Annotated in this window: 10 protein-coding genes and 2 tRNA genes; 8 read left to right on the plus strand and 4 right to left on the minus strand. The window is 63.4% G+C overall.

Going from position 1 to position 12,254, the window contains the following annotated elements; all coding sequences use genetic code 11:
- Positions 1–33 precede the first annotated feature (33 nt).
- Positions 34–762 carry a glucosamine-6-phosphate deaminase gene (locus HMPREF3087_RS01100; RefSeq protein WP_070427751.1) on the plus strand — a complete coding sequence of 243 codons (729 nt, stop codon included), beginning with the start codon at positions 34–36 and terminating at the stop codon, positions 760–762.
- A gap of 119 nt (positions 763–881) precedes the next feature.
- The gene (locus HMPREF3087_RS10580) at positions 882–1,028 is read left to right on the plus strand and encodes a GPGG-motif small membrane protein (protein ID WP_176744992.1); all 147 of its coding nucleotides are present in this window, start codon (positions 882–884) and stop codon (positions 1,026–1,028) included.
- A 100-nt stretch (positions 1,029–1,128) separates the two neighbouring features.
- Here HMPREF3087_RS10580 and glsA read toward each other — a convergent pair whose 3' ends face one another.
- From glsA to hrpB, 3 genes are all read right to left on the minus strand, one after another.
- Entirely contained in the window at positions 1,129–2,415 is a 1,287-nt protein-coding gene (gene glsA / locus HMPREF3087_RS01105) for a glutaminase A (protein WP_070427752.1), read from the minus strand.
- A 67-nt stretch (positions 2,416–2,482) separates the two neighbouring features.
- Positions 2,483–3,391: a 3-methyladenine DNA glycosylase gene (locus HMPREF3087_RS01110; protein ID WP_070427753.1), complete on the minus strand. Its 909-nt coding sequence runs from the start codon at positions 3,389–3,391 to the stop codon at positions 2,483–2,485.
- Positions 3,388–5,829 carry an ATP-dependent helicase HrpB gene (hrpB, locus tag HMPREF3087_RS01115; protein WP_070427754.1) on the minus strand — a complete coding sequence of 814 codons (2,442 nt, stop codon included), beginning with the start codon at positions 5,827–5,829 and terminating at the stop codon, positions 3,388–3,390. Before hrpB ends, HMPREF3087_RS01110 begins: the two co-directional genes overlap by 4 nt.
- Before the next feature lie 18 nt (positions 5,830–5,847).
- On the opposite strand from hrpB, the gene HMPREF3087_RS01120 reads away from it, so the two are divergent.
- From HMPREF3087_RS01120 to HMPREF3087_RS01140, 5 genes are all read left to right on the plus strand, one after another.
- Positions 5,848–6,657, plus strand: coding sequence for a fumarylacetoacetate hydrolase family protein (locus HMPREF3087_RS01120; protein ID WP_061943674.1), 810 nt, complete (start codon positions 5,848–5,850; stop codon positions 6,655–6,657).
- A gap of 18 nt (positions 6,658–6,675) precedes the next feature.
- Entirely contained in the window at positions 6,676–8,148 is a 1,473-nt protein-coding gene (gene gltX, locus HMPREF3087_RS01125; protein WP_070427755.1) for a glutamate--tRNA ligase, read from the plus strand.
- A 6-nt stretch (positions 8,149–8,154) separates the two neighbouring features.
- Positions 8,155–9,408, plus strand: a complete 1,254-nt coding sequence (locus HMPREF3087_RS01130; RefSeq protein WP_070427756.1) for an alpha/beta fold hydrolase — start codon at positions 8,155–8,157, stop codon at positions 9,406–9,408.
- A gap of 88 nt (positions 9,409–9,496) precedes the next feature.
- A tRNA-Gln gene (locus HMPREF3087_RS01135) sits at positions 9,497–9,571 on the plus strand.
- Positions 9,572–9,595: 24 nt separating this feature from the next.
- Positions 9,596–9,668 (plus strand) — tRNA-Glu (locus tag HMPREF3087_RS01140).
- A gap of 354 nt (positions 9,669–10,022) precedes the next feature.
- Here HMPREF3087_RS01140 and HMPREF3087_RS01145 read toward each other — a convergent pair.
- Positions 10,023–10,742, minus strand: coding sequence for an IclR family transcriptional regulator (locus HMPREF3087_RS01145; RefSeq protein ID WP_019174793.1), 720 nt, complete (start codon positions 10,740–10,742; stop codon positions 10,023–10,025).
- 107 nt (positions 10,743–10,849) lie between these two features.
- Between HMPREF3087_RS01145 and leuC the strand changes: the two genes are divergently transcribed.
- Entirely contained in the window at positions 10,850–12,253 is a 1,404-nt protein-coding gene (gene leuC / locus HMPREF3087_RS01150) for a 3-isopropylmalate dehydratase large subunit (protein ID WP_019174794.1), read from the plus strand.
- Position 12,254: the final 1 nt, after the last annotated feature.

Raw genomic sequence — 12,254 nt, forward strand, 5'->3', positions numbered from 1 at the left:
AGAATCACGAAATCGGCAGGAAAGGATTTCAGCGTGATCGACTGCAAAGTGTTCGCAGACAAAGCTGCGGCCAGTGGGTGGGCAGCCAGCCAGATCTGCGACATGATTCGCGACAACCCCACGGCCAATCTCGGAGTTGCAACAGGGTCGAGCCCCGCTGATGTCTACGCCGAAATCGCCCGGCAGGTGCACGCAGACAGCATTGACGTCACTCATCTGCGTGCTTTCGCGCTTGACGAATACCTGGGCCTGGACACCACGCACCCGCAGAGCTACCACTACTTCATCGACGAACACGTCACCAAGCAGATTGGGCTCGCTCCCCAGAACGTGCGAGTGCCGTTTGCAGAGGGCCACTCGACGGGCGACGTCATTGACGACTACGACGCCGAAATCGCTGACGCCGGCGGCATTGACCTGCAGATCCTCGGCATCGGGTCCAACGGGCACATCGCCTTCAACGAGCCCGGAACACCGTTTGACTCCGTGACCCACGTCGAGCCTCTCACCCAGTCGACGCGAGCAGACAACAGGCGCTTCTTCGACCACACCGCCGAAGTTCCCATCCTGTCTGTCACCCAGGGCATTGGAACCATCATGAACGCCCGCCGGATCATCCTGCTGGCCTTTGGTGAGAACAAGGCCGAAGCGGTTCGCGACTCGGTTCGCGGACCCGTCACCGAGGACGTTCCCGCATCGGTTCTGCAGAACCACCCGAACGTTGTCTTCGCCCTTGACGAGGCCGCAGCAAGTCTTCTTTGAGCGTGGCTGGGGGCTGTTCTGGGCCCAGTGAGTAATGTCACCGAAGCCGCTGTGAGTGTGACTTTGGGTGGAAACCCCGTTAGCGTGGTTAGAATACGCAAGCATCGATAAGGAGAAACATGCTCGCAATTATTCTGTGGATCCTCGCAGCCATCCTGGTCGTTTCCGGTATCTTCGCACTGTTCCGGGGCCAGTTCCTGTGGGGCATTGTGCTGATCGTCGTCGGCCTGCTGGTCGGCCCCGGTGGTGTCAGCATCTTCGGATGACTTACCGCGGTCGGCTAAGCCTCGCGCTAGCCGAGACCGCGAAAGGCGCACAGCTTAGAGCTGTGCGCCTTTTTAGTTTTTAACGCCGCAACTCTGCTGATTAGTCGGAAGAACCGGCTTCTTCCCACTCCTGGATCTCCAGGCCGTCCACGTAGCCTTCGGGGCGCTCTTCCAGCAGGTCGAAGCGTGCAGTGATCTTGTGGGGCAGACGGCCGTGCGGGTCGACGATCGTGATGTCGTGCCCTTCGGCAGCGAGCCTGCGCAACGCTTCGGCCATGAGCTCCCCACCGACCGTGGGAATGGCGGATACAAAGCTGACGTCGAACACGATGTCGCTGTCGTCCGGTTCGATCTGCTCCAGGTGGCGCAGCACCATTTCTGTGGTGGAGAAGTCCAGCACGCCCTGAATCTCAATCAGGGTGTCGCCTTCAACCGTTGTGGAGCGCTGCGAAACCGCTTCGACCGTCGAAGCGGGTGTGGCCATGATGTGCAGGTTGAGCTGTTCGCTCATCTGCTGAAACGCCTTCACTCCGCGCACCGAATGCCCGTAGGAGTCGAGCCTGGGCGAAAAGGCGCTGATGCCCACCTGGCCGGGAAGCGCACCAACAAGCCCACCGCCGACACCGGACTTCGCGGGGATGCCGATGCCGGTCAGCCAGTCACCGGCCGCATCGTACATACCGCACGTGGTCATCACCGACAGCACTTGGCGAGCCACCCATTCGGGAATGACGCGCTCCTCCGTCACGGGGTTGATGCCGCCGGAGGCCAGCGTCATCGCCATAACTGAAAGGTCGTTCACGGTGACTTGTGCAGCGCACTGGCGGATGTAGCCGGCGAAGATATCGTGCGGGTCAGCATCGAAAATGCCGTTCGCGCGCACCAGGGAGGCCAGCGCCAGATTGCGCCAGCCCGTGTTGACTTCTGATTCGTAGACGGCCTCGTCGATTTCGAGTTCACGTCCGGCAAATTCGCACAGCCCCGAATAGATGCTCTCCCAGCCGACGGCTTCGCGCAGCACTCCGTGGGTGGCAATAGCGCCGATGTTGATCATGGGGTTGTCTGGCCGGCCCGTGCCCTCCTGCAGGGAGGCTTCGTTGTAGGGGTCACCGGACGGTTCAACGCCGACAGCGGCCATGACCGTGTCGTAGCCGCATTCGCGCAGCGCCAGAGCGTAGGCGAAGGGCTTTGAGATCGATTGGATGGAGAACAGCGCATCACAGTCACCAGCGGAATACACGGTGCCATCGGGAGTGCACAGCGAAATGCCGAAGCGGTGCGGATCGACCGAGGCAAGTTCCGGGATGTAGTCCGCCAGGTTCCCCGAGTCTTCGTTCTTACAGCTTGCGTAGATGCGTTCGAGAAAGGAATTGACAGGACTTTTCACTGTGGTCTCAGTTCAGCTGGTTGAGGATGAGTTGCTGGGTACGCTCTTCTGCGGCTGCGTGGGCGAATCATCGGCTGGTGCTGCTGCCAGCACCTTGGGCGAGCTCTTCTGCCCGGTCGATGGATTCGATGATCGCGTGTCTGAGTCTATTGGCTTTTTCAGACAGGCTCTTCTGGCGCTTCATGTATTCGGCTTTGCCCGCCGCGGTTTCAATGGCGACAACACCATAGCCCCACGGCCGAACGTCGTACGGGGAGGCCTCCATGTCGAGTGTGCGCAGCTCAATTGCCAGGTCAAAAGCCTCAAGCACAATGCTGCCCTCCACCATCGGCTGCAGTTTCATTGCCCACTTGTAGAGGTCCATTCCGGCGTGCAGACAGCCCGGCTGTTCGTTGGCCCGCATCCCTTCCCGCGTGGGCTGGATGGTGTTGAGGCCGCGCGCATCGGGTGTGAAGAAACGGAACGCATCGAAGTGGGTGCACCGAATCCGGTGGTTCTCAACAACCCGGTCGGTTTCCTCCTGGCTCAGGCGCAGGGGAACGTCTTCGTGTCGCTGCTGACCGGGTTTGAGTTTGTATACCATGGCCCATTCGTGCAGCCCGAAACAGCCGAGTGCGGCCTCGCGCCCCAGGGTGCTGCGCAGCAGGTCGCGGATGAACACCGCACCGCGACCGCGATCCTCCCACCACTGGGCTGCATCAACCCGCGCATGATTGGTCACGGTGTACCAGCGGCGCGAAAAGTACTGGCGGTCATCTTCGGTTTCAATCGCCAGCGCGGTTCCCGGGGCCGGGTTCCACTGCGCGATTTTGGCCGGTTTGAAGGGATAGTAGGTGAACAGGAAGTCCTGCACGGGGTGCTTCTCACCCCGAGACCGCCGGGCCAGGTGGTCGGCGGTTCGGCTGCTGACCTCCTGCGCGTGGGCGTCTCTGAGCGCCCTCCACTCACGAGGCGCCAGGACCGTTTCCCGGTTCACTCCAGTCTCCTTGTGGTCTTCGCGGTTGCCACGTGGTTCCACGGGTCTTCTGGCCACGGGTGCTTTCTGTACTTGCCGCGGTTTTCGGCACGCACATCAGAATAGGCGCCGTTCCAAAATGATTCGAGGTCGGCGGTGATCGCCAACGGCCGTGCGGCCGGCGACAACAGGTGCAGAAGAACGGAAACGCGGCCATCCACGATCCGCGGACTGGTCTTCCAGCCGAAGCACTCTTGGAGCTTCACCGCCAGCACGGGAGGTTCGTCGCCGTCGGGGTACTGCACGCGGTGACGTGAACCGCTGGGCACTTGGATCCTTTCGGGAGCCAGCTCATCCAGACGAGCCGCTTCCGGCCACGGCAGCAGGCCGGTGAGTGCCCGTTCCATATCCGGTTTCCGTCCAGCCGCGACCGTGGGAATTTCACCGGCAATCCAATCGAGGTTCGCCGCCAGCGCTTCGAAGCTGACATCCGGCCAGGGTTCGCCCAGTTCACGGTGCAGAAGAGCCATGCGCCTACGCAGCGACTCCGCCTGCTCGGTCAGCGGGAAGACCTCGGCGAGACCCCGAGCCTCGACAGCGTCCTCAACCGCGCGGCGCGTGGCCTCAGCGCTCGCCTGGACCGGGGTAGACGACAGCTCAATCGCTCCGAAGCGCCGCACCCTGCGCGCTCGTACGGTTGTGCCGTCAAACCGGGCAAGATCGTCTTCGTCCAGAAGAGAATCCGCGGCCAACTGGGCTTGCTCAAAGTCAATTGGGACCGCCGCACCAATGACGGCGCGGCTGTCAGCGCGGCTGATGTCCGCAATCGCCAGCCACTCGTGACCGCGCAGAGCGCTGTCACGCGGAAGTTCACCGGCCGTTCCGCTGGCCAGCTTGTACGTCGTTTCATCGACCGCACGAGCAATCCGGTCCGGAAAAGCCAGAGCGGTGACAAAAGCCAAACCGGCCTCATCAAGATTCGGCCCAGCCTCCGCATCGGCAAGGCTCGCGAAGCGCTCGACCTCCCGGCGGAAAGCGGCCTCCTCACGAACCGACAGGTACCGCTTCCACAGAGCACCGCCAGGGGAGCGGACATCTGAGGCCAGAACCGCAACCGCCTGCGCGGCAGCCGTCCCGCCGATGAAATCCGCACCGTCAAACAGGGCGCGCGCCAGTCTGGGATCAGCCGGGACCGCGGCCAGCCGGCGGCCCAAGTCCGTGGGTTGGCCCGCCTCGAGCGCACCCAGTCCGGTCAGCACCGCCTCGGCTTGATCCAGAGCCGGCTCAGGAGGTGCAGTCGGCAGCGCGAGACCCTCACCTCGGGGAGCACCCCAGCAGGCCAGATCGAGGGCCGCCTGCGTGAGGTCCGCCGTGGTGATCTCGGCTGGAGCGTGCGCGGGCCGTGCTGCGAAATCAGCCTCGGCCATACAGCGGACAACGGTTCCCGAGCCCTGGCGGGCCGCACGTCCAGCACGCTGCACCATGGAGTCCTTGGCCGCTCCGACCGTCACCAGGCCTGACATTCCGCGCACAGAATCCAGGCGCACCTGCCGGTCAAGACCCGCGTCGATCACAGTGCGCACACCGGGCACCGTCAGAGAAGACTCCGCAACGTTCGTGGCAACAACAATCCGCTGCCGGTCACCGCCGCCGGAGGTGATCCTGCGCTGTTCACGTGCCGGAGTGCTGCCCGTCAGGGTGAGGACCTCCGCGTCGGTCAGCGACGCCAAAGCTGATGCCACCCGGGTGATCTCGCGCCTACCGGGGAGGAAAACGAGGATGTCGTGCTCCACCTCGTGAGCCTCATCAGCAGCAACACGGGCAACGTGATCAAGGAAGTCCCACTCGACCCCGCGCACCCCCAGGGCCTGCGGCCCGGGAGCCCAGCGCTGCTTAAGGTCAAACAGCTGAGCCGAGGCGCTCAGAACAGGTGCGGGAGTGCCCGGTTCGCCCAGAAGACCAGCCCACATCTGCGCGTCCACCGTCGCCGACATGACCACGAGGCTCAGGTCATCGCGCAGATCAGCCAACTGGCGCAGCATGGCGAAGACAAGGTCAGATTCGAGAGCGCGTTCGTGCACCTCATCCATGACAACGGCGTCGATGCCGGACAGCTCCGGGTCACTGAGCAGACGGCGCAGGAGAACGCCCGTCGTTGCGAACTCAACCCGATCACCCCGGCGGTGTTCACCGCGCACCGCAAGACCCACGCGCTCGCCCGACAGATCCGCCAAACGGTCCGCCGCAGCGCGAGCCGCCACGCGCCTGGGCTGCGTGACCACAACCCTGCCGGACACCAGGTTCGCCACCGCCGGCGGCACAACCGTCGTCTTACCCGTGCCGGGCGGTGCCTCGACAACCGCGCGCAGCGGCCCAGAAGCACAGCTTTCAGCCAAGCGGGGGACAAGAGAAGCCGCCGGAAGTCCACGGCCAATGGCCTCGAGGTCGAAAACACTCACCCCAGTAGACTAAGGGGCATGCGCATTGTCAGATTTGTCCACAACGACGAACCCACCTACGGGGTGCTCGAAGGCGATGTCCCCGAACCCGCCGACGACGGCACCTTCGACACATCGGGTCTGGAAATCGCGGTCCTGTCAGGAGACCCCTTCTTCAGCCCAGCCGGATCCACCGGCGAACGCCTGCCCTACGCGGACGTGCGGCTGATCGCACCCATCATCCCGCGCTCCAAAATCATCGCCGTCGGCCGCAACTACGCCGACCACGCACGGGAACTTGGCAACGAAGTTCCCGCCAGCCCGCAGTTCTTCTTCATCCCCAACACCGCCATCGTCGGACCGAATGAACCCGTCCGCCTGCCCGCGGTATCCGAAGAAGTGTCCTACGAAGCCGAACTGGCCGTCATCATTTCGCGCGTGGCCAAACAGGTCCGCCGGGAAGACGCGCTGAAGCACGTTCTCGGCTACACCGTCGCCAACGATGTCACCCTGCGCGACCTGCAGAAAACCGACCTGCAGTGGGCCCGAGCCAAAGGATTCGACACCTCGACCCCGGTTGGCCCGTGGATCGAAACCGAACTTGACGCAGAAGACCTGCGAGTGCGCTCCTGGGTCGACGGCGAGCTGCGCCAAGACGGCACCACGGCAGACATGGTGTTCGACATTCCCGCACTCATCGAAGCCATCTCCGAGACCATCACCCTGCTGCCCGGCGACATCATCCTCACCGGCACCCCCGCCGGTGTCGGCAAAGTCGAAGCCGGTCAGCGCATGAACATTGCAGTCGAAGGGCTGGGACTGCTGTCCAACCCAGCCATGGACGCCTAAAACAAGAAAAGGAAAAACGTGAGCGTACGAGTTCGCTTCTGCCCTTCGCCTACCGGAACCCCGCACGTCGGGATGGTGCGCACAGCCCTGTTCAACTGGGCGTACGCACGCCACACCGGCGGCACATTCGTCTTCCGCATCGAAGACACCGACGCCGCCCGCGACTCGGAGGAGTCCTACCAGCAGATCATCGAAGCCATGAACTGGCTGGGCCTGGACTGGGATGAGGGCATCGACGTCGGTGGCCCCCACGGCCCCTACCGCCAGTCTCAGCGCGGCGAGATCTACCAGGACGTCATCCAGAAGCTCAAAGACGCCGGCCACCTGTATGAATCCTTCTCCACACCGGAGGAAACCGAAGAGCGCCACCGTGCCGCCGGCCGCGACCCCAAGCTGGGCTACGACGGCTACGACCGCGACCTGACAGAAGAGCAGAAGGCGGCCTACCGCGCTGAGGGACGCGAACCCGTTCTGCGTGTGCGCATGCCGGATGAGGACATCACGTTCACCGACGTGGTGCGCGGAGAAATCACCTTCAAAGCCGGCTCCGTTCCGGATTTCGTGGTGGTGCGCGCCAACGGCCAGCCGCTGTACACGCTCGTCAACCCCGTTGACGACGCACTCATGGGCATCACCCACGTGCTGCGCGGTGAAGACCTTCTGTCCTCGACTCCCCGCCAGATTGTGCTGTACGAAGCACTCAAGGACATCGGTGTGGCTGAATTCACCCCCGAGTTCGGCCACCTGCCCTACGTCATGGGCGACGGCAACAAGAAGCTGTCGAAGCGCGACCCCGAATCGAACCTGTTCCACCACCGCGACAACGGGTTCATCCCCGAAGGGTTCATCAACTATCTGGCACTGCTGGGCTGGTCGATTGCTGCCGACCGCGATGTCTTCACGGTCGAAGAAATGCTCGAAGCATTCGACATCCACGACGTTCTGCCCAACCCGGCGCGCTTCGACGTCAAGAAGGCCACGGCCATCAACGCCGACCACATCCGCATGCTCGACGAGGACGAATTCGGCCGCAGGCTCCTGCCGTTCCTGCAGAACGCCGGACTGGTCGACGCTGAGCCGACTGAGCGTCAGCTGGAGGTGCTGCGTCAGGCCGTGCCGCTCGTGCAGACCCGCATGAACCTGCTCAGCGAAGCTCCGGACCTCATGAGCTTCCTCTTTGTTGATGAAGATGGGTTCGAACTTCACGAAGACGGGCTGAAAACCCTGCGCGAAACCGCACCGGAGGTTCTGCGCGCCTCGATCGAGGTGCTGGAGCCGCTGGAGGACTTCACCACGGACACGCTGCAGACGGTTCTCAAGACAAAGCTCGTCGAAGAGATGGAAATCAAACCGCGCTTTGCCTTCGGCCCGCTGCGCACCGCACTGTCAGGCCGTCGCATCTCACCGCCGCTGTTTGAATCCATGGAAATCCTCGGCAAGGACGTCACGCTGGGCCGCCTGCGCGGTCTGCTCGACCACCTGGAAGGCTGATTCACGGTGCTGACATGCGAAGACCTGCGCGTTGAGGTTCCCCTCGACCACTTCGGGGACACTCCCGGGACGATCGAGGTCTACGCGAGGATTGTGGGCAATGGTGACAGCGGCAACAAGCCGTACCTGCTTTACCTGCAGGGCGGTCCCGGTGTTGAGGCCTTCCGTCCGACAGAGAACAGCCCCACGTGGCTGCCGGAGGCGCTGAAAACCCACCGCGTTGTCATGCTCGACCAGCGCGGCACCGGTCTGTCTTCGCCGATCGGCTGGGTGGACGGGCGTTTTGTCGGCACCGGGGGAGCACAGGACCCCGAGGCGGTTGCTGAGCGCATGAGCTTCTACCGGGCTGATGCGATCGTTGAGGACGCTGAGGCTGTCCGCCGAGCACTCGGGGTTGAGAAGTGGGCGATCCTTGGGCAGTCGTTCGGCGGCTTCACGTCACTGCGCTACCTGGCTGAGCATCCCGAATCTCTGCTGAGTGCGCGGATCACCGGGGGATTGGCACGTGTGCCGCAGCCCGGTGCTGACCCTGATCCGGCAATTGCGTACGCCCGCACGTGGCAGATCATGCGAGAGAAATCACAGAAATTCTTTGCGCAGCACCCCGGTGCGGCCGAGGCCATGAAGAAACTGCACGCTCGTGCAGTCACCGATGGCATCGCCCTGCCCGATGGCACGGTTGCCGCAGAGGCACACGTGCGTTCACTCGGCCTCCTGCTGGGAGCCAGCGGAGGCGACCAGAAGCTGCGTTTCCTACTGGAACACGACGTCGATTCAGCCGCCCTGCGGCATGACCTGCAGGCCTCGCTGCCGTTCAGCGCGCGCAATCCGCTGTACGCGGCATTCCACGAAACCTGCTGGGCCTCGGGCGCTAAGACCGATTGGGCGGCGCTGCGCGCACGCCCGGCTGAAGCTGCCGATGATCCGCTGTGGCTTTCGGGTGAACACGTTGACCCCGAGCTTTTCCGCACGGGTCCGCTGGCCGTGTGGGACGACGTCGCACAGGCGCTCGCCGAACGGGATTGGCCTGTCATGTGGGACGTTGAGAAGCTGCGCCAGGCTGATGTTCCCACGGCGGCTGCCGTCTACACGCACGATGCGTTTGTTCCCCGCGACATGTCTCGTGAAACAGCCGGGCTGCTTCCCAAGTGCGAAGTGTGGGAGACCGACGCCTACGAACACAACGGTCTTGCGGCTTCCGACGGCGAGGTTCTGCGCCGGCTGAACGGGCTTCTTGAAGGCATGAACGCGGCGGGCTGAGTGGCTGTTTGAGCGCAGTTTTGCATTCCCGCTCGGTGATGATGTAGAGTCTACTTCTGTTGCCGAGCGGGAAATCCCGCCAGCTCATTGGGGTATGGTGTAATTGGCAGCACGAGTGATTCTGGTTCACTTAGTCTAGGTTCGAGTCCTGGTACCCCAGCCAAATTCTTACGAACTCAATAGTCTTGCCCCCGTCGTCTAGTGGTCCAGGACACCGCCCTCTCAAGGCGGAAACGGCAGTTCGAACCTGCTCGGGGGTGCAAAACGCGAAAGCCTCAGCCAATCGGCTGAGGCTTTCGCGTTTCTGTGTGCGGGCCTTAGCCGCACAAAAACTCCCGTTAGCCGGGATTCACGCTTTAGCCGCTAAAACACCCGTTTGCCGGGTTCCGCCCCCTTAGCCGGAATCCACCCCTTAGCCGCACAAAAACTCCCGTTGGCCGGGTTTTGTTGGCTTAGCAGTTGTTGCTAAGGCGCAGATTCCGGCTAACGGGAGTGTGCAGGTTGTGGGATGGTTCTGCTGCTGGGACGGGCGAGGTGGAAGCCAGCACCCTGTCGAGGTGAGGGGGGCAGGGATGGGCGGCAGCGCCACCTCGCGTCCGGCACCGCCGCGAAGCTCAGGCCCGGGTGAGGGCTTCTGTCAGAGCGCGTCCAGCCTCAACAACCGACTGCGCGTGCAGGCGGCCGGGCTGGCGGGTCAGGCGGTCAACGGGACCGGAAATCGACACCGCGGCAACAACCCGGTTCGACGGCCCGCGGACGGGCGCGGAAACGGAGGCGACACCTCGTTCGCGTTCGGCAATCGACTGTGCCCAGCCGCGGCGGCGGACACCGGAAAGCATCGTGGCCGAAAAGCGCGCCCCGCGCAGACCCGTGTGCAGGCGGTCCGGCTCTTCCCACGCAAGCAGCACCTGCGCAGCAGAGCCGGCGCGCATCGACAGGGTTGCGCCAACCGGAACCGAGTCGCGCAGACCAACAGGGCGTTCAACAGCTGCAACGCACAGTCGCAGATCACCCTGGCGGCGGAAAAGCTGAGCCGATTCACCCGTGCGGTCGCGCAGTTGGGCGAGGATCGGCCCGGCTGCGGCCAGCAGGCGGTCTTCGCCGGCAGCGGAAGAAAGTTCAGACAGGCGAGGGCCCAAAATAAAACGTCCCTGCAGGTCGCGGCCCACAAAACGGTGGTATTCGAGGGCGACCGCCAGACGGTGCGCGGTGGGGCGGGCCAGGCCTGTCAGTGCAACAAGTTCTGCAAGTGAGGCGGGCCCGGCTTCGAGTGCGGCAAGAACAGCCGATGCCTTGTCGATGACACCGACGCCGCTTCCGGTTTGACTGCTCATGCCACTATTGAACCGTCTCAGGATTCAAGATGCAAGTCCGACCTTTGGACAATAGTTCGTACAGTGAAACTCACATCAGGTGAAGCCGATGCGAAAGGACGTGCACTGTGGGCAGGACGCTTGCAGAAAAGGTATGGGATGACCATACGGTCAAGGCCGGAGAAGGTGGGGACCCCGATCTCATCTATATCGACCTCCACCTTGTTCACGAGGTGACGTCGCCGCAGGCTTTTGAGGGTCTTCGTCTTGCTGGCCGCCCCGTGCGCCGTCCTGACCTCACAATCGCGACGGAGGACCACAACACTCCAACGCTCGACATCTTCAAGCCGATCGCCGACCCCACCAGCCGCACGCAGATCGAAACGCTGCGCAAGAACGCTGAGGAGTTCGGCATCCGCCTGCACTCCCTGGGTGATGCAGAGCAGGGCATCGTCCACGTTGTCGGCCCGCAGCTGGGGCTGACGCAGCCGGGCATGACGGTGGTCTGCGGTGACTCGCACACCTCGACCCACGGAGCCTTCGGGTCGATCGCAATGGGGATCGGCACCTCGGAAGTGGAGCACGTCCTGGCCACCCAGACGCTCCCGCTCAAGCCGTTCAAGACCATGTCGATCACCGTCAACGGCGAACTGCCGGAAGGCTCCAGCGCGAAGGACATCATCCTGGCGATCATCGCGAAGATCGGCACCGGCGGGGGACAGGGCTACATCCTCGAGTATCGCGGCGAAGCCATCGAAAAGCTGTCGATGGAAGCCCGTATGACCATCTGCAACATGTCGATTGAAGCTGGTGCGCGCGCCGGTATGGTCGCGCCAGACCAGACGACTTTCGATTACATCAAGGGCCGCCCGCATGCCCCGCAGGGCAAAGACTGGGACGACGCCGTCGAATACTGGAAGACCCTGCGCACCGACGATGACGCCGTCTTCGACGCCGAGGTCGTCCTCGAAGCCGAAGACATCGAACCGTTCGTCACGTGGGGCACGAACCCCGGCCAGGGCCTGCCGCTGTCGGCAAACGTCCCGAACCCGGCCGACATCGCCGACGAAACCGAACGCTTCGCCGCTGAAAGCGCCATCGAATACATGGGCCTGACTCCCGGCACGCCGCTGCGCGACATCCGGGTGGACACGGTGTTCCTCGGTTCGTGCACGAACTCCCGGATCGAAGACCTACGAGGTGCCGCCGACATCATCCGGGGCCGCAGCAAAGATCCGAACGTCAGGATGCTCGTGGTGCCCGGTTCCGCTCGGGTCCGCCTGCAGGCGGAACAGGAGGGGCTGGACAAGGTGTTCACAGACTTCGGTGCTGAATGGCGTTTTGCCGGCTGCTCGATGTGCCTGGGCATGAACCCCGACCAGCTGGCCGAGGGCGAACGCTGCGCATCGACCTCGAACCGCAACTTCGAAGGACGTCAGGGCAAGGGCGGACGCACCCACCTGGTGAGCCCGCTCGTGGCTGCCGCAACGGCCGTGCGCGGAACACTGTCAAGCCCGGCGGATCTGGACTGAG

The sequence above is a fragment of the Brevibacterium sp. HMSC22B09 genome, from assembly GCF_001806795.1.
Classification (GTDB): domain Bacteria; phylum Actinomycetota; class Actinomycetes; order Actinomycetales; family Brevibacteriaceae; genus Brevibacterium; species Brevibacterium ravenspurgense.